At 68.2% G+C, this 20,493-nt stretch carries 19 protein-coding genes; 9 read left to right on the forward strand and 10 right to left on the reverse strand.

The window, feature by feature from the left end:
- Nucleotides 1-167 precede the first annotated feature (167 nt).
- Together LRM18_RS07395 and LRM18_RS07400 are read right to left on the reverse strand one after the other, a co-directional pair.
- The gene (locus LRM18_RS07395; RefSeq protein WP_270953011.1) at nucleotides 168-1,595 is read right to left on the reverse strand and encodes an amino acid permease; all 1,428 of its coding nucleotides are present in this window, start codon (nucleotides 1,593-1,595) and stop codon (nucleotides 168-170) included.
- A gap of 81 nt (nucleotides 1,596-1,676) precedes the next feature.
- Nucleotides 1,677-3,152: an amino acid permease gene (locus LRM18_RS07400; protein WP_053462686.1), complete on the reverse strand. Its 1,476-nt coding sequence runs from the start codon at nucleotides 3,150-3,152 to the stop codon at nucleotides 1,677-1,679.
- 132 nt (nucleotides 3,153-3,284) lie between these two features.
- Between LRM18_RS07400 and LRM18_RS07405 the strand changes: the two genes are divergently transcribed.
- Complete coding sequence (locus LRM18_RS07405) at nucleotides 3,285-3,899, forward strand: NUDIX hydrolase (protein ID WP_270953014.1); 615 nt, start codon at nucleotides 3,285-3,287, stop codon at nucleotides 3,897-3,899.
- On the forward strand, nucleotides 3,884-4,291 hold the full coding sequence (locus LRM18_RS07410) for a hypothetical protein (protein WP_154330503.1): 408 nt from the start codon (nucleotides 3,884-3,886) through the stop codon (nucleotides 4,289-4,291). Before LRM18_RS07405 ends, LRM18_RS07410 begins: the two co-directional genes overlap by 16 nt.
- 76 nt (nucleotides 4,292-4,367) lie before the next feature.
- On the opposite strand, the gene serA is transcribed toward LRM18_RS07410, so the two are convergent.
- Nucleotides 4,368-5,609 carry a phosphoglycerate dehydrogenase gene (gene serA, locus LRM18_RS07415; RefSeq protein WP_206632654.1) on the reverse strand — a complete coding sequence of 414 codons (1,242 nt, stop codon included), beginning with the start codon at nucleotides 5,607-5,609 and terminating at the stop codon, nucleotides 4,368-4,370.
- A gap of 169 nt (nucleotides 5,610-5,778) precedes the next feature.
- Here serA and LRM18_RS07420 point away from each other — a divergent pair, with 169 nt between their 5' ends.
- From LRM18_RS07420 to LRM18_RS07430, 3 genes are all read left to right on the forward strand, one after another.
- Nucleotides 5,779-7,167 (forward strand): FAD-binding oxidoreductase, encoded by a 1,389-nt coding sequence (locus LRM18_RS07420; RefSeq protein WP_053462684.1) that lies wholly within the window; start codon nucleotides 5,779-5,781, stop codon nucleotides 7,165-7,167.
- Nucleotides 7,168-7,229: 62 nt separating this feature from the next.
- On the forward strand, nucleotides 7,230-7,529 hold the full coding sequence (locus LRM18_RS07425; protein WP_049468701.1) for a DUF2388 domain-containing protein: 300 nt from the start codon (nucleotides 7,230-7,232) through the stop codon (nucleotides 7,527-7,529).
- Between the two features lie 40 nt (nucleotides 7,530-7,569).
- On the forward strand, nucleotides 7,570-9,366 hold the full coding sequence (locus LRM18_RS07430) for a DUF4105 domain-containing protein (protein WP_270953020.1): 1,797 nt from the start codon (nucleotides 7,570-7,572) through the stop codon (nucleotides 9,364-9,366).
- Here the strand turns inward: LRM18_RS07430 and LRM18_RS07435 are convergent.
- Together LRM18_RS07435 and LRM18_RS07440 are read right to left on the reverse strand one after the other, a co-directional pair.
- Entirely contained in the window at nucleotides 9,344-10,420 is a 1,077-nt protein-coding gene (locus tag LRM18_RS07435; RefSeq protein WP_270953022.1) for an ATP-binding protein, read from the reverse strand. The genes LRM18_RS07430 and LRM18_RS07435 overlap by 23 nt on opposite strands.
- Entirely contained in the window at nucleotides 10,420-11,136 is a 717-nt protein-coding gene (locus LRM18_RS07440; protein WP_049468695.1) for a response regulator, read from the reverse strand. The genes LRM18_RS07435 and LRM18_RS07440 overlap by 1 nt, the downstream gene beginning before the upstream one ends.
- A gap of 128 nt (nucleotides 11,137-11,264) precedes the next feature.
- Between LRM18_RS07440 and LRM18_RS07445 the strand changes: the two genes are divergently transcribed.
- From LRM18_RS07445 to LRM18_RS07460, 4 genes are all read left to right on the forward strand, one after another.
- Complete coding sequence (locus LRM18_RS07445) at nucleotides 11,265-12,413, forward strand: efflux RND transporter periplasmic adaptor subunit (protein WP_270953026.1); 1,149 nt, start codon at nucleotides 11,265-11,267, stop codon at nucleotides 12,411-12,413.
- A 36-nt stretch (nucleotides 12,414-12,449) separates the two neighbouring features.
- Entirely contained in the window at nucleotides 12,450-15,599 is a 3,150-nt protein-coding gene (locus LRM18_RS07450; protein WP_270953028.1) for a multidrug efflux RND transporter permease subunit, read from the forward strand.
- A complete protein-coding gene (locus tag LRM18_RS07455) occupies nucleotides 15,580-15,972 on the forward strand; it encodes a nuclear transport factor 2 family protein (RefSeq protein WP_182067374.1) in 393 nt (130 codons plus the stop codon). Before LRM18_RS07450 ends, LRM18_RS07455 begins: the two co-directional genes overlap by 20 nt.
- 83 nt (nucleotides 15,973-16,055) lie before the next feature.
- Nucleotides 16,056-16,748, forward strand: coding sequence for an MliC family protein (locus tag LRM18_RS07460; RefSeq protein ID WP_270953032.1), 693 nt, complete (start codon nucleotides 16,056-16,058; stop codon nucleotides 16,746-16,748).
- Nucleotides 16,749-16,866: 118 nt separating this feature from the next.
- Here LRM18_RS07460 and yeiP read toward each other — a convergent pair whose 3' ends face one another.
- The 5 genes from yeiP to LRM18_RS07485 form a co-directional block, all read right to left on the reverse strand.
- Nucleotides 16,867-17,433, reverse strand: a complete 567-nt coding sequence (gene yeiP, locus LRM18_RS07465; protein ID WP_005409468.1) for an elongation factor P-like protein YeiP — start codon at nucleotides 17,431-17,433, stop codon at nucleotides 16,867-16,869.
- A 49-nt stretch (nucleotides 17,434-17,482) separates the two neighbouring features.
- Nucleotides 17,483-18,253, reverse strand: a complete 771-nt coding sequence (locus LRM18_RS07470) for an SDR family NAD(P)-dependent oxidoreductase (RefSeq protein ID WP_270953058.1) — start codon at nucleotides 18,251-18,253, stop codon at nucleotides 17,483-17,485.
- A gap of 101 nt (nucleotides 18,254-18,354) precedes the next feature.
- Complete coding sequence (locus tag LRM18_RS07475) at nucleotides 18,355-19,251, reverse strand: hydroxymethylglutaryl-CoA lyase (RefSeq protein ID WP_270953060.1); 897 nt, start codon at nucleotides 19,249-19,251, stop codon at nucleotides 18,355-18,357.
- Entirely contained in the window at nucleotides 19,248-19,646 is a 399-nt protein-coding gene (locus tag LRM18_RS07480) for a VOC family protein (RefSeq protein ID WP_270953063.1), read from the reverse strand. Before LRM18_RS07480 ends, LRM18_RS07475 begins: the two co-directional genes overlap by 4 nt.
- A gap of 2 nt (nucleotides 19,647-19,648) precedes the next feature.
- Nucleotides 19,649-20,437, reverse strand: coding sequence for an enoyl-CoA hydratase/isomerase family protein (locus tag LRM18_RS07485; RefSeq protein ID WP_150826554.1), 789 nt, complete (start codon nucleotides 20,435-20,437; stop codon nucleotides 19,649-19,651).
- Nucleotides 20,438-20,493 lie beyond the last annotated feature (56 nt).

Consider the following 20,493-nt stretch of genomic DNA (forward strand, 5'->3'; position numbering starts at 1 on the left):
GGTTCGCGGGGGTGTCCGCGGCATGGATGCCACGGCCAAGCCCCCAAGGATGGGTTTACGGCGTCCCCCGCGAACCCAACCCGTCCCGCCAAGCCCTCAGTCCAGCTGTTGCTGTTGACGTTGCTCCCGCGGGTGCAGGGCCGCAGGCCCTGCAATACAAAAACCCCTTACTGACCCCGCAGGCGGCTGTGCCGGAACCCGTAGCAGAAATAGATCACGAAGCCGACGAACGTCCACACCCCCATCAGCATCCAGTTGTGCATCGTCATCGCCGACAGCAGGGCAAGGCAGCTCAGCACGCCCAGGCTGCAGATCAGCCACGCCATCGGCATGCGGAACGGACGGGGCAGGTCCGGCTGGGTGCGGCGCAGGATCAGCACGCCGGCACACACCGCCGCAAAGGCGATCAGCGTGCCCATCGAGGTCAGCTCGCCCAGGATGTCCAGCGGGAACAGCGCCGCCAGCAGCGCGATGCCGATGCCGGTGATCACGGTGTTGATGTGCGGGGTGCGGTACTTCGGGTGGATCCGGGTGAACACCGGCGGCAGCAGGCCGTCGCGGCCCATGATCATGAAGATGCGCGGCTGGCCGATGATCATCACCAGCACCACCGAGGACAGGCCGACCAGCGCGCCGACCTCGACCACCCAGCGCAGCCAGCCGAGCTGGGGATGCGCCGCCACCGCGGTCACCACCGGCTCATCGGTGCCCAGCAGCTGGAACGGCACCAGGCCGGTCATCACCGCGGCCATCGCGATGTACAGCACGGTACAGATCACCAGCGACAGCATCATGCCGATCGGCATGTCGCGTTGCGGGTTCTTCGATTCCTGCGCCGCCACCGATACCGCCTCGAAACCGATGTAGGCGAAGAACACCATCGCCGCGCCACGCAGCACGCCTTCCATGCCGTACTTGCCGGGGCCTTCATTGGCGGGGATGAACGGAGTCCAGTTACTGGTGTCCACGTACTTCCAGCCGACCACGATGACCAGCACGATCAGGCCGGTCTTGAGCACGACCATCGCCATGTTCATCGCCGAGGACTTGCTGATGCCGACGTAGCACAGCCAGGTCAGCAGCAGCACGAGCGCGGCGGCGGGCAGGTTGGCGATCGCGCCGGTGGGGCGCAGCTGCGCGTCGAGCGGGGCACTGACCAGGGCCGCCGGTAGATGGATGTCGAACTGGCTGAGCAGGCTGAGGAAATAACCGGTCCAGCTGACCGCCACCGCCGAGGCGGAGACGCCGTACTCGAGCACCAGCATCCAGCCGATGAACCAGGCCGAGAGCTCGCCGAAGGTGGCGTAGGTGTAGGTGTAGGCGCTGCCGGAGACCGGCACCATCGAGGCGAATTCGGCATAGGCCAGCGCGCAGAAGGCGCAGCAGACGGCGGCCAGCACGAAGGACAGCATGATCGCCGGGCCGGCGTGGTTGGCGGCGGCCTGGCCGGTGATGACGAAAATGCCTCCGCCGATCACCGCGCCGATGCCGAGCGCGGTCAGCCCCCAGGGGCCAAGGTGGCGACGCAGGCTCAGGCCGTTGGCGTCTTCATGGGCGGCATGCGGATGCTTGGTGGCCCACAGTTGCTTGAACATGTGTGGTGGTCTTGTCGAAGCGCGCCATGGGCGGCGCGCGGGAAAACGGACGGGCCGGCGCGAGGCCGGCCCGAAGGCGGATCAGGGCGACTTGGCGAGCTTGCTGTTGCGGATGCCGTAGCCCAGGTAGATCAGCAGGCCGAGCAGCGTCCAGCCAACGAACAGGTGCCAGTGCACCACGAACGCCTGCCAGAACAGGAACAGGCAGGTGGCCGCGCCGAGCGGGCAGATGATCCAGACCATCGGCACGCGGAACGGGCGGTGCAGGTCCGGCTTGGAATAGCGCAGCACCAGCACGCCGATGCAGACCGTGGCGAAGGCCAGCAGGGTACCCATCGAGACAAGTTCGCCGAGCACGTTCAGCGGCACCAGGCCGGCCAGCGCGGCAGCGATCACGCCGACCACGATGGTGGCGACGTACGGGGTGCGGAAGCGGGCGTGGACCTTGCCGAAGAACTTCGGCAGCAGGCCGTCGCGGGAGATGGTGTAGGCGATGCGGGTCTGGCCCATCATCATCACCAGCACCACCGAGGACAGGCCGGCGATGGCGCCGACTTCCACGAACGTCTTGAGCCAGGACAGGGTCGGGTACGGCTCCAGCGCGGTCGCCACCGGCTTGTCGGTGCCCAGCAGGTGGTACGGCATCATGCCGGTCAGCACCGCACAGACGATGATGTAGACGATGGTGCACACGGCCAGCGAGCCGAGCAGGCCGATCGGCATGTTGCGTTGCGGGTCCTTGGTTTCACCGGCAGCGGTGGAGACCGCATCGAAGCCGATGTACGCGAAGAACACGATGGTGGCGGCGCGGAAGATGCCGCTCCAGCCGAACTCACCCGGCACGCCGGTGTTTTCCGGAATGAACGGGTGCCAGTTGGCCGGGTCGATGTGGGCCGCGCCGATGCCGATGAACAGGCAGATGACGGTGACCTTGATCGCCACGATGATCGCGTTGACGAACGCCGACTGGGTCACGCCCACGTACAGCAGGCCGGATACCGCCGCCACGATCAGCACCGCCGGCAGGTTGAACAGCTTGCCGGAGGAGACGAACTCGCTGCCGGTCCAGGCGATGGGCGCGGCGCTGAGCAGGTCCGGGAAGGGCATGTGCAGCGTGGTGGTGATGAAGCTGATCAGGTAGGCCGACCAGCCCACCGCGACCGACGCTGAGGCGAACAGGTACTCCAGCACCAGGCACCAGCCGATGAACCAGGCCATGCCTTCGCCGAGGGTGGCATAGGAATAGGAGTAGGCACTGCCGGAGACCGGCATCATCGCCGCGAACTCGGCATAGCACAGGCCTGCCAGCGCACAGGCGAAACCGGCCAGCACGAACGACAGCATCACCGCCGGGCCCGCGTGGTTGGCTGCGGCCTGGCCGGTCAGCACGAAGATGCCTGCGCCGATCACCGCACCCACGCCCAGCAGGATGAGGTGTTTAGCCGTGAGGGTCCGTTTCAACGTGGCTTCGCCGTCCAGGCTGCCTTCGATGGGTTCGCCGGCATCGACGTGCCCGGCCGGCTCGACCGGCTTGACCCTCAACAGAGCTTTCAGCATGCAGTACTTCCTAGTGATCGGATGGGGTGGGCGGCCGATACGTTGCCGGCTGCCTTGAATGGTGAAGGCCGTGCGAACGGCCCGCTGTACCTTAGCCAAAGCTGAAGCCAACGCACAAGCGCAATCGCAACAATGAACGGCGATAATGAGCAGTATTTTTCCGAACTGCCCCCATTCATGAGCCAGACCGTCGAAACCCTTGCCGCGCTTGACGATCGCCTGCGCGGCCTGCTCCGCGACTACGCGCGCCGCGATCCCGCCCACGACGCCCTGGCTGCCGAATTCGGCACATTGCTGGATGATCCGCAGGATCCGTTCCGGCGTGAGCGGCTGGCCGGCCACTTCACCGCCAGCTGCTGGCTGGTCAGCGCCGACGGCCAGCGCCTGCTGCTGACCCACCATCGCAAGCTGCAGCGCTGGCTGCAGCTGGGCGGCCACGCCGACGGTGACCGCGACCTGGCCCGGGTGGCGCTGAAGGAAGCCGAGGAGGAGTCCGGTCTGAGCGGCCTGGTACTGGAAGACCCCGCCATCTTCGATCTGGACAAGCACTGGATTCCCGAGCGCAAGGATGTGCCGGGGCACTGGCACTACGACGTGCGTTTCGTGATCCGGGCGCTCGGTGGCGAGGCATTCGTGCTCAGCGAGGAATCGCTGGAGCTGGCCTGGCGGCCGGTAACCGAGGTCGCGGCCGACCCGGCGTCGGATGAATCCATGCAGCGCATGGCGCGCCGATGGCTGGCACGTTGATGCTCTCGGACGGCTGTGCCGCGTTTGTTGCGGCTCATGCCTGTGGCGAGGCGAAGCAGGATGCTGCCCTTGCGATGATCAAGGCTGCATTGCCAGTCATCACATCCATCGACTGGGAGCGCGTGCCATCGCGCCTGGAGGTCCCCGGGGTGGGGCGGGAGCGGCTGGCGCAGGAGTTGAGCGCCATTGCAGATGCTGTTGGCTTGCCAAGCGAGGCTGCGTTGACGGTTGTCCAGGTGGATGGGGCGGTACCTTCGCTGGGCAGCCGCCTGCAGGACTGGCTGGTTCATGCCGAGGAGCTGGATTTCGTCGATACGCTGTTCCTGTCGATGGAAGACAGGGTTCTGATCCATTGGGACTTTTACAAGAACCTCCACGCCGTAAGGTTCTGAGGTTTTCCATCCACGCCATGCGTGGATGGTGCGACGCCGGAAGCAATCCGCCGGGGCATGCCCGGCGACGCCTTGCTCAATACAGGATGCGCGTCCGCAGCGTGCCCGGAATCGCGGCCAGTTCGTCGCGGACGGCGGCGGCCTGCGCCTCGCTGGCGGTGATGTCGATCACCACGTAGCCCACCTTCGGGTCGGTGCGCAGGAACTGGCCGTCGATGTTGACGTTGTGGCGCGAGAAGATCTCGTTGACCCTGGACAGCACGCCCGGCACGTTCTGGTGGATGTGCAGCAGGCGCAGGCTGTCTTCGTGCTCGGGCAGGGTCACTTCCGGGAAGTTGACCGCCGACAGGGTGCTGCCGTTGTCGCTGTAGCGCACCAGCTTGGCCGCCACTTCCACGCCGATGTTGTCCTGCGCTTCCAGCGTGCTGCCGCCCACGTGCGGGGTCAGGATCACGTTGTCGTGGCGGGTCAGCGGCGACTCGAAGATATCGCCATTGCCCTTCGGTTCGACCGGGAACACGTCCAGCGCGGCACCGCCGACGTGGCCGCTGGCCAGCGCAGCGTCCAGTGCATCGATGTCGACCACGGTGCCACGCGCGGCGTTGATCAGGTGCGCGCCCTTGCGCATCTTCGCCAGCTCGGTGCCGCCGATCATCCACTGCGTGGCCGGGGTCTCCGGCACGTGCAGGGTGACGATGTCGGCGCGGGCCAGCAGGTCGTCCAGGCTCGCCGCGGCACGCGCATTGCCCAGCGCCAGCTTGGTTTCCACGTCGTGGAAGATCACCTGCATGCCCAGCGATTCGGCCAGCACGCCGACCTGGGTGCCGATGTGGCCATAGCCGATGATGCCCAGGGTCTTGCCACGCACCTCATGGCTGCCGCTGGCCGACTTCGACCAGCCGCCGCGATGGCATTCGGCGTTCTTCTGCGGAATGCCACGGGTCAGCATGATCGCCTCGGCGATCACCAGCTCGGCCACGCTGCGGGTGTTGGAGTAGGGCGCATTGAACACCGGGATGCCGGCCAGCTCGGCCGCGTCCAGGTCGACCTGGTTGGTGCCGATGCAGAAGCAGCCCACCGCGATCAGGCGCTTGGCCTCGGCCAGCACCTCGGCGCTGAGCTGGGTGCGCGAACGGATGCCGACGATGTGCGCCTCGGCGATGCGCGCCTTCAGTTCGTCCTCGGGCAGTGCCTTGGTGTGCGCCTCGATCTGGCTGTAGCCGGCGGCGCTGAACACCTCCACGGCGGTCTGGCTGACCCCCTCCAGCAACAGCACGCGGATATCCTGCTTGGGGAACGAGGTCTTCTTCGGCGACATGGGGCAACACGGCCAGTGGGACAGGGGCTGACCACTATGCCAGATCGCAACGCCCATGGTGCAGTGCGCAATTGGTTGCATCCGTAGCTATCTGTACGGCTGCGGGGCTGGACGCTGGCGCGTGCCGCTGGCACGCTTGCCCGTTCTTCACGCACCGCGCTGGACCGTCATGACCGATTCCCGCATTGCCTCGCTGCAGCAGGCCTGTCCCGGCCTGAAGCTGAAGACCGACCCGGCCGACCTGGAGCATTACGGGCGTGACTGGACCCGGCGCTGGACGCCGGCGCCGCTGGCGATCGCACTGCCGGCCACGGTCGAGGAAGTGCAGGCGGTGATGCGCTGGAGCGCGGGCGAGGGCGTGCCCGTGGTGCCGTCCGGTGGCCGCACCGGCCTTTCCGGTGGCGCGGTGGCGGCCAATGGCGAGCTGGTGCTCAGCCTGGAGCGGATGAACAAGGCGCTGGCCTACGACGCGGTCGATCGCACCCTGGTGGTGCAGGCCGGCATGCCGCTGGAGGCCGTGCACAACGCCGCGCTGGACCACGGCCTGATCTACCCGGTGGACTTCGCCGCGCGCGGGTCGTGCACGATCGGCGGCAACATCGCCACCAATGCCGGCGGCATCCGCGTGATCCGCTACGGCAACACCCGCGAGTGGATCGCCGGGCTGAAGGTGGTTACCGCCAGCGGCGAACTGCTGGAGCTCAACAAGGGCCTGATCAAGAACTCCAGCGGCTATGACTTCCGCCAGCTGCTGATCGGTTCGGAAGGCACGCTGGGCGTGATCGTCGAAGCGACGGTGAAGCTGACCGATCCGCCGCCGGCCAGCAACGTGATGCTGCTGGCGCTGCCCAGCTTCGAAGTGCTGATGCAGGTATTCGCCGCGTTCCGCGCGCGGTTGCAGCTGCAGGCCTTCGAATTCTTTACCGACCGGGCGCTGGAGCACGTGCTGGCGCATGGCGCCCAGGCACCGTTCGACGAGGTGCACCCGTATTACGTGGTCACCGAGTTCGCCGCCAACGACGAAGCGCAGGAAGCGGCGGCGATGGCGGCCTTCGAGGACTGCATGGGCAACGGCTGGGTCAGCGACGGGGTGATCAGTGCCAGCGACGCCCAGGCCGCCCAGCTGTGGCGCCTGCGCGAAGGCATCACCGAATCGCTGGCGCGCTACAAGCCCTACAAGAATGATGTCTCGGTGCGGATCTCGGCGATGCCGGCGTTCCTGGCCGAGACCCAGGCACTGATCGGGCAGGCTTACCCGCATTTCGACGTGGTCTGGTTCGGCCATATCGGCGACGGCAACCTGCACATCAACGTGCTCAAGCCCGACGACACCAGCGACGCCGATTTCGTCGCGCAGTGCGAGCAGGTAACGAAGCTGCTGGCGCAGGTACTGGCGCGCTTCGATGGCAGCATCTCGGCCGAGCACGGTATCGGCCTGGTCAAGAAGGGCTACCTGGACAGTACCCGCGGCCCGGCCGAGATCGCGCTGATGAAAGCAGTCAAACGCGCGTTCGATCCCCAAGCGCGGCTGAATCCCGGCAAGCTGTTTGACGCCTGAACCGGGCAAATCCTTCACGCACCCGTTACGCTCCACGGATCCTCACAACCGGCTTCGAACCGATGACCCGTCCGATCCTGCTGCTCGCCCTGCTGTCCCTGCCGCTGGCCGGCTTTGCTTCCAGCTTCGCCGGCACCTCGGCCGGTTCGGCGACCGGTGCCTCTTCCGGTTCCTCGGGCAGCAGCTCGGGTGACGACAAGGTGGTGCTGGCGGCACGCGACGACGCCGCTGCCTTCGTCGCCAGCGACGGCCAGATCCGCGGCGCCCGCCTGCAGGCCGCACTGGCCCACCTGCGTGAGCAGAGCGCCGCCGCGCAGCAGCAGAGCGACCTGGAACTGGCCCGCTCACTGCTGGCGCGTTGATCCGGCCTTCGGGTAGTGCCGGCCGCTGGCTGGCAACTGCATGACATCTGTACGGAACGCCGCCACGCATGGCGTGGCTCTACTGCTGGCCGCCCACGTCGCGCACGCAGCTGATCGCCTGCAGCTGGACCCGGCAGGGTTGAGCCCTGCCCAACGGCAGGCGGCGTCGCAGACGCTCGCCGATGTGCAGTCATTGCTGCCCGAGGGCCTGCTGCGCGCATTGCCGGCGCAGGTCCAGGTGCGCTGGAGCGATGACCTGCCGGTCGATGTACATGGCCGTGCCTTCGGCGGGCGCATCGCGCTGCGCCGCGACCTGCTGGACGAGGCGGTGCCGGGTGCGCGGCGCGCGCGACGCAGCGCGCTGGTGCATGAGCTGACCCACGTTGCCGACCGCGGCGGCGCGAACTGGTCGCGCAGTGCGCGCTGGCGTGACCTGGCCGGTTGGCAGCGCAAACCCTGGCACCTCGGTCGTGGCGACAACGATTTCCGTGACCGCAGCCCCGATGCCTATGAACGGAAGGACCCCGCCGAATACCTGGCGGTGAACGCCGAGCACTTCGTGCTCGACAGCACGTTCGCCTGCCGGCGCCCGGCGCTGGCGCAGTGGTACCAGGCCCACTTCGGAGCGCCGCCCTCGCTGCCGCAACCGCAGTGTGCCGCAGCGTTGCCGTTGCTGCAGGCCGAATCGGAAGAGGGCGCGGCATCGCTGCTGCAGCTCGATCCCGCCCGCGTCTACGCCGTGGACTACCTGTTCGCCGAAGGCAGTGCGCAGCCGATGAGCCGCTGGGGGCACAGCATGCTGCGGCTGGTGATCTGCAAACCGGGCCGCGCGCCGGGACCGGACTGCCGCCTGGACCTGGAGCACCACCGCGTGTTGTCCTTCCGCGCCTTCGTCGGCGACGTGCAGATATCCAACTGGCGCGGCCTCACCGGCGGCTACCCGTCGCGCCTGTTCGTGCTGCCGCTGCAGCAGGTGGTGGACGAATACACCAAGGTGGAACTGCGCGGGCTGCAGTCGCTGCCGTTGCGGCTGCACCGCGAGGAGATCGCCAGCCTTCTGGAGCGGACCGCCCAGGTGCACTGGAGCTATGACGGGCGCTATTACTTCGTCAGCAACAACTGCGCAGTGGAAACCGCGAAGCTGCTGCAGGCCGGTGTGCCACGGCTGGGCGAGGCCGGGCTGGCCCAGCTGAGCCCGCGTGGCCTGAAACGGCGACTGGTACGGCTGGATGCGCTCGATGAGCGCGTGCTGGCCGATCGCAGCGCAGCACAGGCGCAGGGGTATTACTTCGCTTCGGCGCGCGACCAGTACCAGCAGTTGTTCGCAGTGGCGGCGGCGCAGCTGGCCTTGCCCGCCCGTGATGTGCACGGCTGGCTGAAGCTGCCGGCACGGCAGCGCGCGCCGTGGCTGCTGCAGGGTGACCTGCGCGCCAGTGCCGGCCTGCTTCTGCTGGAACAGGCCGCGCAGCGGCGCGCCGAGCTGCGCGCGCGCGACGTGCTCAAGCGGCAGCTGCTGGCGGCGCCGGACAGCGCAGAAACCCGCAGCCTGCGCGCGTTGCTGGAGCAGGGCGGGCAATGGCTGCGCCCCGGTACGCTGCTGCAGGATGGCGGCTACGGGTTGCCGCTGGCCGACGAGCAGGCACTGCTGTCCACGGCCGTGGCCACGGCCAGCGCACAGGCCGTACCGGCATGGCAGGCCTTGCGTTCGCGGCTGCGCCAGCAGCTGCCGGTGCGGCAACGCGAGGAAATGGATGCGATCGACGCGAACCTGGCCGCGCTCGGTGCACGGCTGCGGGCACAGGCCGCGGCTCCGGCTACTGGCGCGGCAGTTCGATGACGAAGCGACTGCCGCCGGCGCTGCCCGGCGTGCAGTAGGCTTGGCCACCGTGCGCATCGGCAATCGCCTTGACCACCGCCAGGCCCAGCCCGCTGCCACCGCCCTGGCGTGAGCGCGAGCCGTCGGCGCGCGTGAACGGCGTGAAGATGTCCGCGTGCAGTGCCGGATCGATGCCCGGGCCCTCATCCTCGATTGCCACCTGCACGTGGCCCGGCGTGTCATGCACGGCGATGCGCACCTTGCCCGGGCTGGCATAGCGGCGCGCGTTCTCCAGCAATGCCAGCAACGCCTGGCGCAGGCGCGTGGGATCACAGTGCGCGTTGTGCTCCTCACGGGTGGTTTCCAGTTCGAGCACGAAACCGGCGGCGCGGAACTGCGGGTCGACCAACGTCATCACCGAGTGCACCTCGGCCACCACGTCGGTGCGCGCGCGGCGTACATCCAGCCGTGCGTTGTCGGACAGGCTCAGCACGCGCAGGTCCTCGATCAGGCGCGACAGTCCTTCGACCTGCGCAAGCAGGCTGCGGAACTGCGACTCGTCCGGCTGGAACACACCCTCGGCCAGCCCCTGCAGGCGACCACGCAGGATCGTCACCGGCGTGCGCAGCTCATGGGCGATGGCCGCGTGCCACATCGCGCGCTCGCTCTCCATGTGCTGCAGGCGGCGCGCCATTGCGTTGAAATCCTCGACCAGGGTGGCCACTTCGCCGGGGGAATTCTCCTCGGCGCTGGCACGTGCGCCGAGGTCGCCGCCGGCAAGCGCGCGCACGCTGTCCACCACCGAATTCAACGGCGACAGGATGCGATGGGCCAGGCGGAATGAAGCAGCGAGGGCCAGCGCCAGTCCGGTCAGGATCACGCCGACCATCCATGCCAGCTCCGGCCCGGTCGGCAGCCAGCTTTCGGGCTCTTCGGTGCTGCCGGGGAAGAATTCGACCAGCACCGCATACAGCAGCCACGACGACAGGATCATCATCACGATGACGCCGATCACCATCAGCGACATCGACACGATGATGTGGCGGCTGAGCCCGGAGCGGCGCAGGCGGGCCATCAGCGGTCGGCCATCAGCCGGTAGCCGACGCCGCGCACGCTGGCCGGCACGTTGACCATGCCCACTTCGTCGAGCTTGCGGCGCAGCTTGCTGACATGGCTGTCGACGGTGCGCTCCAGCGCTTCGCTTTCCGGCAGGCATTCATGCATCAGTTCGCTACGGCTGAAGATGCGCGTGGGCGCCAGCGCCATGCAGTGCAGCAGCTTGAACTCGGTGAGGGTGAGCAGTACTTCATGGCTGTAGCCTTCGCCCTCGACGTGCACGGCATGGGTGGCCGAATCGATCAGCAGTGGGCCGACCCGCAGCGCAGTGGGTGCATCCACCCGCGAGGCCCGCAACGTCCGCCGCAGCACGGCGCGCACGCGCGCGGCCACCTCGGCCGGGTTGAACGGCTTGACCACGTAGTCGTCGGCGCCCATCCGCAGCGCGGTCAGCTTGTCCAGGTCCTGGTCCAATGCGGTCAGCATGATCACCGGCGTCTCGCCACGCTGGCGCAGCTGGGTCAGTACGCTCCAGCCATCCAGGCGCGGCAGCTGCACATCGAGCAGGACCAGGTCGGGGCGGGCGCTGCGATGCAGATCCAGTGCGCTGTGGCCATCGGCGGCACGCAGGGTACGCAGGCCTTCGCGTTCCAGGTAGGCGGTAAGGATGTCGGCGATCTCGACCTCATCCTCGACAATCAGGACGAGGGCGGCGAGGGCGGGTGAGGCATGCATGCAGGGCGGGGCCGTAAGGTGCTTGCCTCCATCGTATCTCCACACTTCCTCCATCGAAACCCCATCATCGCCACGCACACTGCGCGCTTCAGAACCTATCCGCCGCCTGCGCGGCATTGTGCACAGCAATGAGAACCTTCAGGACTCCGGTCGCGTTGATCGCGGCCCTTGCCTTGGCCATGACGGCCTGCTCCTCCCCCGAAGCCACCCCGGAACCGGCGCCGCGTGTCAGCGTGGTGAGCGTGGGTCCGCAGGTGGTGCAGCGCGATGACGAACTGCCCGGCCGCGTGGCGGCGGTGCGCACCGCGCAGATCCGAGCCCAGGTGGGCGGCATCGTGCAGCGGCGCCTGTTCGAACAGGGCGCGGAAGTCAGTGCCGGCCAGGCCCTGTTCCAGATCGACCCGGCAGCGTTCCGTGCCGATGTCGATTCGGCATTGGCCGCGCTGCAGCGCACTGAGGCCGCGCTGGCCCGCAGCCGCGTTCAGTCGCAGCGCCTGCATGCATTGGCCGCCGCGCAGGCGGTCAGCCAGCAGCATCGCGACGACGCCAGCGCCGATTACGAACAGGCCCGTGCCGCCGTGAACGAGGCACGCGCCATCCTGGCGCGTCGCCAGCTCGACCTGCGCCATGCGACGGTCAGCGCACCGATTGCCGGTCGCATCGACCAGGCGCTGGTGACCGAAGGCGCGCTGGTCGACGTGGCCGATTCCGAGCCCATGGCGGTGGTGCAGCAGATCGACCAGGTCTACGTCGATGTGCGGCAGCCCGCCGCGCAGCTGGAATCGCTGCAGCGCAGTGCGGGCGGTGCCGGCGAACTGCCGGTGACGATCATCGGCGCCGCTGGCAAGCCCTTGCCCGAGCGTGGCACGCTGCTGTTTTCCGGCATCAACGTCGATGCGCGAACGGGAGACGTGATCCTCCGCATCCTGGTCGACAACCCACGCCGCCAGCTGCTGCCTGGCATGTACGTGCGCGCGCGGGTGCCACGCGGCGCGCCGGCCAGTGCCCTGACCGTGCCGCAGCAGGCGGTCCTGCGCAGCGCCGGTGGCCAGGCCTATGCCTGGGTGATCGGCGGCGACGGCAAGGCGGTGATCCGCACGCTGGAGGTGGACGGCAGCGTCGACCGGCAATGGCTGGTGCGCTCTGGCCTGAAGGCGGGCGAGAAAGTGGTGGTCGAGGGCCAGGAACGCCTGCAGGAAGGCGTGGTGGTCGATGCACGCGACTGGCACAGGCCAGTCGCCAGCGCCGGTGCCGTGCAGGCCGGCAGCCAGGGCTGAGCCTTTCCCGGGCCGGTCCCTCCAGGGAAATCCAACATGGCACGTTTTTTCATCGATCGCCCGGTGTTCGCCTGGGTGCTGGCGATCTTCATCATCCTGGCCGGCGTACTGGCGATCCCGCGGCTGGCGGTGGAGCGCTATCCGGCCGTTGCGCCGCCCAGCGTCAGCATCTACGCCAGCTATCCGGGCGCCAGCCCGCAGACGCTGAACGACGCCGTGGTCGGCCTGATCGAGCGCGAGCTGTCCAGCGTCAAGCATCTGCTGTACTTCGAATCGTCGGTGGATACCTCCGGTGAAGCGTCGATCACGGCCACCTTCAAGCCGGGGACCGACCCGGAGCTGGCGCAGGTGGACGTGCAGAACCGGATCAAGGCGATCGAGCCACGCCTGCCACGCAGCGTGCGCCAGAACGGCCTGTTCGTGGAGGCCGCCGATTCCGGCTTCCTCATGCTGGTCGGCCTGCGCTCACCGGATGCCAGCGTCAGCGAAGCGGCGCTGGGCGACTTCATGGCCCGCAACATCATCGAGGAGCTGCGCCGCATCGATGGCGTCGGCCGCGTGCAGCTGTTCGGCGCCGAACAGGCGATGCGCGTGTGGCTGGACCCGGCCCGGTTGACCGGTTACGGCCTGACCATCACTGATGTGGCCACGGCCATCGAGCAGCAGAACCTGGAGATCTCTCCGGGGCGCATCGGCGATTCGCCGGGTGTGCCGGGCCAGCGCATCACCGTGCCGTTGAGCGCCGATGGCCAGCTGTCCACGCCGGAGCAGTTCGCCGCCATCGTGCTGCGCGCCGGGGCCGACGGTTCGCGTGTACTGCTGGGCGATGTCGCCCGCGTCGAGCTGGGCGCGCAGAGCTACGCCTGGGGTACCCGCGAGGACGGTCACCCGGCCACCGCCGCCGGCGTGCAGCTGCGCCCGGGCGCGAACGCGGTGCGCACGGCCGCGGCGGTGCGCGAGCGGATGGCCGAGCTGGCACCGCTGCTGCCGCGCGGGGTGGAGTCGAGCATTCCGTTCGATACCGCACCCTTCGTGAAGATCTCGATCCAGAAGGTGGTGCAGACCCTGCTGGAGGCGATGCTGCTGGTGTTCGCGGTGATGTACCTGTTCCTGCAGAACTGGCGCTACACGCTGATTCCAGCGCTGGTGGCACCGATCGCGCTGCTGGGGACCTTCGCGGTGATGCTGGCCCTGGGCTTCTCGATCAACGTGCTGACCATGTTCGGCATGGTGCTGGCGATCGGCATCATCGTCGATGATGCAATCGTCGTGGTCGAAGGCGTGGAACGGATCATGGCCGAGGAGAGCCTGCCCCCGCGCGAGGCCACCCTCAAGGCGATGCGCGAGCTGACCGGTGCGGTGATCGGCATCACCCTGGTGCTGACCGCGGTGTTCATCCCGATGGCGCTGGCCAGCGGCTCGGTGGGCGCTATCTACCGCCAGTTCACCGTGGCGATGGCGGTGTCGATCCTGTTCTCGGCGCTGCTGGCGTTGAGCCTGACCCCGGCGCTGTGCGCGACGCTGCTGCGCCCGAGCACCCATGACCATCATGGCCGCGGCGGGTTGTTCGGTGCCTTCAATCGCGGCTTCGAGCGGATGACCGGGCGTTACCAGCGTGGTGTTGCTTCGGTGCTGCAGCGGAGCGGGCGGGTGATGGGCGTGTTCGCGGCGCTGGTCGTGGCGCTACTGCTGGGCCTGCACTGGCTGCCGGGCGCGTTCCTGCCGGAGGAGGACCAGGGTTATTTCATGACCTCGATCCAGTTGCCGGCCGAGGCGACGGCCGAACGCACCTTGGCGGTGGTCGAAGCCTACGAACGCCATGTGGCCTCGCGGCCGGGCATCGGCTCCAACCAGGCGATCCTCGGCTACAGCTTCTCCGGTTCCGGCCCGAGCGCAGCGCTGACCTATACGATGCTGAAGGACTGGGGTGAGCGTGCAGGGGCCACCGCGGCCGGCGAAGTGGAGGCCGCGCAGAAGGCGATGGCGGCGGTTGCCGAGGGCGAGGTGATGAGCGTGATGCCGCCCGCCATCGACAGCCTGGGCCGATCGTCCGGCTTCTCGCTGGCCCTGCAGGCGCGCACCGGGCAGAGCCAGGCCGAACTGCGCGCGGCCCTGCAGCAGCTGTTGAAGCTGGCCGAGGCCAGTCCGCTGCTGTCGGAGGTGCATGCCGACGGCCTGCCGGCCGGCACCAGCGTGCGGCTGGACATCGATCGGGCCAAGGCCGAGGCGATGGGGGTGGGCTTCGAGCACATCAGCAGCACGCTGTCGGCGGCGATGGGCTCGCAGTACGTCAACGATTTCCCCAACAAGGGCCGCTTGCAGCAGGTGATCCTGCAGGCCGACGCACCCCACCGGATGGAACTGGAGGATGTGCTGAAGCTGTACGTGCGCAACAGCGAAGGCGGCATGGTGGCGCTGTCCGAGCTGGTCACCCCGCACTGGACCGAGGCGCCGCTGCAGCTGCAGCGCTATCTCGGCTTCCCGGCGTTGAATCTGTCCGGCGCACCGGCCTCCGGCGTATCGACCGGCCAGGCCATGGCGGAGATGGAGCGGTTGGCGCACAAGCTGCCGTCCGGTTTTGCCCTGCAGTGGACCAGCCAGTCGCTGCAGGAGCGCGAATCGGGACAGCAGGCACCGTGGTTGTTGCTGCTGTCGATGCTGGTGGTGTTCCTGGTGCTGGCGGCACTGTACGAGAGCTGGTCGATCCCGCTGGCGGTGATGCTGGTGGTGCCACTGGGCCTGCTCGGTGCGGTTGCTGCGGTGCTGTTGCGTGGCATGCCCAACGACGTGTTCTTCAAGGTCGGCATGATCACCGTGATCGGGCTGTCGGCGAAGAACGCGATCCTCATCGTCGAGTTCGCGCGCCAGTTGCAGCAGCAGGGTCGCGGCCTGGTTGAAGCAGCGCTTGAGGCGGCGCGGCTGCGCCTGCGGCCGATCGTGATGACCTCGCTGGCGTTCGCGCTGGGCGTGGTGCCGCTGATGCTTGCGCAGGGCGCGTCGAAGGAAACCCAGCAGGCGATTGGAACCGGTGTGTTCGGCGGCATGGTCAGTGCGACCGTGCTGGCGGTGTTCTTCGTGCCGGTCTTCTATGTAGTGGTGCAGCGCGCGCGGCAGTGGATCGCGCAGCGGCTGCGCAGGCGCCGGCCGATGCCGGAAGGAACCGTGGATGGAACGCAACAGCGTTGAAGATCTGCACGAGCCCCAGTTGATGGCGCTGGAGCAGCGCCTGTGCACGGCACTGCTGGAGAATGATCACGATGCGCTGGCCACGCTGCTATCGCCAGCCCTGTTCATGATGGATGGCCACGGTGGCCGGATGCGCGACCTGCCGTGGCTGGGAGCGTGGCGTGCCGGTGGCCTGCAGGTGCGGAGCCTGCGCCTGCACGCGGTGGAAACGCTGCTGTGTGGCCGCCTGGCGTTGCTGTCCGGCGATGTGCACGGGGTGGTGCATTGGCAGGGCCGGGAGCGCGAGTTGAAACTGCGCCTGCTGCGGGTCTGGACCTGCAGTTCTGGAGACAGCGGCGCCCGGTTGCTGTCGATGGCGGTGTTGGCCGCGTGAGTGCGGTCAGGCCGCTTTCAGGCCCTGCTCACCGCAAGGTGGTAGGGTCGAGCGTCTCTGTAGTTTCGACAAGGAGTCGAGCCATGCGTGTAGTTCCCAGTCTGTTGGCGGCCTCCCTCGGCTTGGTGCTGGCCGCGTGCCAGCCGGCTCAGGCACCCGCCGCCGGCAATGACACCCCGCCTGCCACGCCGCAGCCGGACCCCGGCGCCAAGGGCGGCGGCAGCGAGACCGACTATCAATGCGGTGACCTGGGCGTGCGCGCGACCTTCAATGGCGAGGATGCGGCGACCGTGGTGATCGGCGACCGTACCTTCGCCATGACCTCCGAGCGCGCGGCATCCGGCGCCAAGTACAGCGATGGCCAGGGCAACAGCTTCTGGACCAAGGGCAGCGATGACGGCCTGTTGAGCCTGAAGGGCGAGACGGACCGCGAGTGCCATGCGGTCGAAGCGACCGAAGGCGATGGCAGCGCGGGCACGGCCGCGTTCCGCGCCACGGGCAACGAGCCGGGCTGGTTGGCGGTCGTCGATGGCGACGCGCCGGGCCTGCAGGTGGAAGTCGATTATGGCGAGCGCCGCTTCGACGTCGCCCAGCCCACCCAGGGCGCTGACGGATGGAGCGGCAAAGCATCCGATGGCACCGACGTCAAGCTCAGCTTCCAGCGCACCTCCTGCCAGGACGACATGAGCGGCGAGGCGTTCGAGGCCAAGGTGAATCTGACCATCGGCACCCGCCAGTACCACGGCTGCGGCAACTTCGGTACACAGCAGCCGTAAGCTTCCTGTGGAGCCGAGCCCGCGCTCGGCTCTACACGGCTGCTGCATCCGATGCGCTGCCCGCTGCCTGCGGTGAACTTGCCGCAGGCAGGGACAGGCTGCCGATCAGCGAAAGCGCTTAGTCGGCGCGACCGGCGAATTCGCCGGTGGCGGTGTTCACCAGCACGCGTTCACCGTTGACGATGTACTCCGGCACCATGATCTCGATGCCAGTGTTGAGCTTGGCCGGCTTCGGGCGCTTGGTCGCGGTGCCGCCCTTCAGTTCCGGCGGGGTCTCGATCACTTCCAGCACCACCGAGGCCGGCAGCTGGATCGCCACCGGCTGCTCGTCGATCACCTGCACGTAGATGCCGGTCAGGCCGTCGGTGATGTAGCCGGCGTCATCGCCGATCACGTCCGCGTCCAGGGTGTAGGGGGTGTAGTCCTCGTCATCGAGGAACACGAAGGCATCGCCGTCCTTGTACGAATAGGTGGACTGGCGGCGCAGCAGTTCGACCTCGACCAGGTTGTCGTCGGCATCGAAGCTGGCATCGAGCTTGTTGCCGCCCGGCACGCTGTACATGATGAAGCGGAAGCGCACGTTGCCGCCGCGACCCTGCGGCGAGCTGCGCTCGATGTCGCGGATCTGGTACACGCCGTTGTTGTACTCGACGACGTTGCCCTTCTTGATGTCGTTGGCTTTCATGGTGATCTAGGTCGTTGGGGGAGGGCGCCGTCCCGGCGCCCGGGGGGAATCACTTCGGAGCGAGGCGGGTGGCGCCGTCCAGGCGGATGGTCTCGCCGTTGAGGTAGGTGTTGCCGAGGATGAAGCCGACCAGGCTGGCGAAGTCTTCCGGCTTGCCCAGCCGCGACGGGAACGGGATCGAGGCGGCCAGCGACTGCTGCACGGCTTCGGGCATGCCATCGACCATCGGCGTCCAGAACACGCCCGGGGCGATGGTGTTGACGCGGATGCCGAAGCGCGACAGCTCGCGCGCCATCGGCAGCGTCATCGACACCACGCCGCCCTTGCTGGCCGCATACGCGGCCTGGCCGATCTGGCCTTCATAGGCGGCGATGCTGGCGGTGTTGATGATCACGCCGCGCTCGCCGTCTTCGCCGGCGTCGTTGTGCTGCATGCGGTTGGCCGCGGCCTTGGCCACGTTGAAGCTGCCGACCAGGTTGACCATCACCGTGCCCTGGAAAGCGGCCAGCGGCATCGGGCCTTCCTTGCCCAGCACGCGGCCGGCGCCGAGGATGCCGGCACAGTTCATCGCCACGTTCAGGCCGCCGAGGAAATCGCGGGCCTGGTCGATGGCCGCAGCCACGGCCGACTCATCGCTGACGTTGACGTTGAAATAGCGGGCCTTGTCGGCACCCAATGCGGTGACGGCGGCAGCGCCCTTGTCATCGTTGAGGTCGAACAGGGCCACCTTGCCGCCCTGGGCGACGAGGTGCTGGGCCACGGCCAGGCCGAGGCCGGAGACGCCGCCAGTGATCACGGCACGTACGGAAGACAGCTGCATTGAACGGTCCTGCAGGTTCGAGAACCGCCGATTCTAACGGAAGCGGCGACCGCCGCCGTTGTGCACTGCGCCGCCCCGGCAGGAGCGGCGCAGCGGGGTGCTCAGCCGGTCGCTGCCAGCGCCTGCCCGGTGCGGCTGGCGGTGGCGCGGCCGAGCAGGCCAGCCAGCCAGCGGCCGGTCTCGGCCAGTGCCGGCAGGTCCACGCCGCTGTCCAGGCCCAGGCCCTGCAGCAGGTAGACCACGTCCTCGCTGGCGACGTTGCCGCTGGCCCCCTTCGCATACGGGCAGCCACCGGCACCGGACACGGCGCTGTCGACCACGCGCACGCCTTCTTCCAGGCAGGTGGCGATGTTGGCGATGGCCTGGCCGTAGGTGTCGTGGAAGTGCACGGCCAAGGCGTCCATCGGAATCTCGGCGGCGACCGCCTGCAGCATCGCCCGTGCCTTGCGCGGGGTGCCGACGCCGATGGTGTCGCCCAGCGAGATTTCGTAACAGCCCATCTGGTGCAGCGCGCGCGCCACCCGCACCACGTCGGCCAGCGGCACCTCGCCCTGGTAAGGGCAGCCGAGCACGGTGGAGACGTAGCCGCGCACGCGCACGCCATCGGCGGCGGCGCGGCGCAGGATCGGCTCGAACCTGGCCAGCGATTCGTCGATGCCGGCATTGGTGTTGGTGCGGTTGAAGGCCTCGGACGCAGCGGTGAACACCGCCACTTCCTCCACGCCCACCGCGCGGGCGCGGTCGTAGCCCTGTTCGTTCGGCACCAGCACCGGGTAGTGGATGCCGGGCCGGCGCTGGATGCCGGCGTAGACCTCGGCGGCGTCTGCCAGCTGCGGGATCCACTTCGGGCTGACGAAACTGGTCGCCTCGATGCTGCGCAGGCCGGTGGCCGACAGGCGGTTGATCAGTTCGATCTTGTCGGTGGTGGACACCGACTGCTTTTCGTTCTGCAGGCCGTCACGCGGGCCAACCTCGACGATGCGGACATGATCGCTCATGCGGCTGCCCCATCGGCCGGGAGGTGGCAGACCGCCTCGATGTTGTTGCCGTCCGGGTCGAGCACGAAGGCAGCGTAGTAATCCGGGTGGTACCACGGGCGCAGGCCCGGGGCGCCGTTGTCGCGGCCACCGGCGGCGACAACGGCGTGGAAGGCGTCCACCTGCGCGCGGCGGGCGCAGGCGAAGGCCACGTGCACGCCGTGGCTGGCGGTGCCGCCATTGCCGAGCCAGAAGAACGGCTTGCCGTCGCTGCCGAAGCCGACGTGGTCGTGGTCGCCGGTCTGTTCGGCGCTCACTTCCATCACCACGTCGATCTGCAGCGGCGCCAGCGCCTGCAGGAAGAAGGTCTTGCTGCGCGCCAGGTCGGCGCTGGTCAAACCAAGATGATCGAGCATGTTCAGGCTTCCGTGACCCAATGGGGGGCGCGCTTGTCGAGGAAGGCGCCCAGGCCTTCCTGGCCCTCGGCGGAGACTCGCAGGCGCGCGATCAGGGCCGCATTATCGCGATCCAGGGCGTCGCGGTCATGGCTGTCCCGGACCTGCCGCACCAGCTGCTTGGCGGTGGACGAGGCGATCGGGCCGGCCTTGTCGAGCAGCGCCAGCTGGCGTTCGAGCGCCTCGTCCAGGCGCTCGGGCTCGACCAGCTGATGGACCAGGCCGATGCGCAGCGCGGTGTCGGCATCGAAGTGCTCGCCGGTGGCGAACCAGCGACGGGCCTGGCGGGGGCCGATGGCCTCGATCACATAGGGGGAGATGACGGCGGGCAGCAGGCCCAGGCGGCTTTCGGTCAGGCCGAAGCGGGCCGAGGTGCTGGCGATGGCGATGTCGCAGCAGGCGACCAGGCCGACACCGCCGCCGAAGGCCGCGCCGTGGACCCGTGCCAGGGTCGGTCTGGGCAGCTCGTCCAGGGTGCGCATCAGCCGTGCCAGGGCCAGCGAGTCCTCACGGTTGTCGGCTTCGCTGGCCGCCGCCATGCCGCGCATCCACTGCATGTCGGCACCGGCCGAGAAGGAGGCGCCGTGACCGGCCACCACCACGGCCCGGATCGAATCGTCGCGCCCGGCGGCCTCCAGCGCGGCGGTCAGCCGGGCGATCAGGCTGGCGTCGAAGGCGTTGTGCAGCTCCGGCCGGTTCAGCCAGAGGGTGAGGACGGCGCCGCGGCGCTCGATCTGCAAAGCATCGTTCATGGGATTCCAGAGTCACTCCATACCTGTACCTGTATGGATCATAGCGGGCCGTTGGT

This window comes from Stenotrophomonas sp. PI_27, assembly GCF_027854495.1.
In the GTDB taxonomy this organism is placed as follows: domain Bacteria; phylum Pseudomonadota; class Gammaproteobacteria; order Xanthomonadales; family Xanthomonadaceae; genus Stenotrophomonas; species Stenotrophomonas pavanii.

Coding starts and splice junctions, on each gene's coding strand:
- LRM18_RS07395 (WP_270953011.1), bottom strand. CDS start 1,595: ATGTTCAAGCAACTGTGGGCCACCAAGCATCCGCATGCCGCCCATGAA.
- LRM18_RS07400 (WP_053462686.1), bottom strand. CDS start 3,152: ATGCTGAAAGCTCTGTTGAGGGTCAAGCCGGTCGAGCCGGCCGGGCAC.
- LRM18_RS07405 (WP_270953014.1), top strand. CDS start 3,285: ATGAACGGCGATAATGAGCAGTATTTTTCCGAACTGCCCCCATTCATG.
- LRM18_RS07410 (WP_154330503.1), top strand. CDS start 3,884: ATGGCTGGCACGTTGATGCTCTCGGACGGCTGTGCCGCGTTTGTTGCG.
- serA (WP_206632654.1), bottom strand. CDS start 5,609: ATGTCGCCGAAGAAGACCTCGTTCCCCAAGCAGGATATCCGCGTGCTG.
- LRM18_RS07420 (WP_053462684.1), top strand. CDS start 5,779: ATGACCGATTCCCGCATTGCCTCGCTGCAGCAGGCCTGTCCCGGCCTG.
- LRM18_RS07425 (WP_049468701.1), top strand. CDS start 7,230: ATGACCCGTCCGATCCTGCTGCTCGCCCTGCTGTCCCTGCCGCTGGCC.
- LRM18_RS07430 (WP_270953020.1), top strand. CDS start 7,570: ATGACATCTGTACGGAACGCCGCCACGCATGGCGTGGCTCTACTGCTG.
- LRM18_RS07435 (WP_270953022.1), bottom strand. CDS start 10,420: ATGGCCCGCCTGCGCCGCTCCGGGCTCAGCCGCCACATCATCGTGTCG.
- LRM18_RS07440 (WP_049468695.1), bottom strand. CDS start 11,136: ATGCATGCCTCACCCGCCCTCGCCGCCCTCGTCCTGATTGTCGAGGAT.
- LRM18_RS07445 (WP_270953026.1), top strand. CDS start 11,265: ATGAGAACCTTCAGGACTCCGGTCGCGTTGATCGCGGCCCTTGCCTTG.
- LRM18_RS07450 (WP_270953028.1), top strand. CDS start 12,450: ATGGCACGTTTTTTCATCGATCGCCCGGTGTTCGCCTGGGTGCTGGCG.
- LRM18_RS07455 (WP_182067374.1), top strand. CDS start 15,580: ATGGAACGCAACAGCGTTGAAGATCTGCACGAGCCCCAGTTGATGGCG.
- LRM18_RS07460 (WP_270953032.1), top strand. CDS start 16,056: ATGCGTGTAGTTCCCAGTCTGTTGGCGGCCTCCCTCGGCTTGGTGCTG.
- yeiP (WP_005409468.1), bottom strand. CDS start 17,433: ATGAAAGCCAACGACATCAAGAAGGGCAACGTCGTCGAGTACAACAAC.
- LRM18_RS07470 (WP_270953058.1), bottom strand. CDS start 18,253: ATGCAGCTGTCTTCCGTACGTGCCGTGATCACTGGCGGCGTCTCCGGC.
- LRM18_RS07475 (WP_270953060.1), bottom strand. CDS start 19,251: ATGAGCGATCATGTCCGCATCGTCGAGGTTGGCCCGCGTGACGGCCTG.
- LRM18_RS07480 (WP_270953063.1), bottom strand. CDS start 19,646: ATGCTCGATCATCTTGGTTTGACCAGCGCCGACCTGGCGCGCAGCAAG.
- LRM18_RS07485 (WP_150826554.1), bottom strand. CDS start 20,437: ATGAACGATGCTTTGCAGATCGAGCGCCGCGGCGCCGTCCTCACCCTC.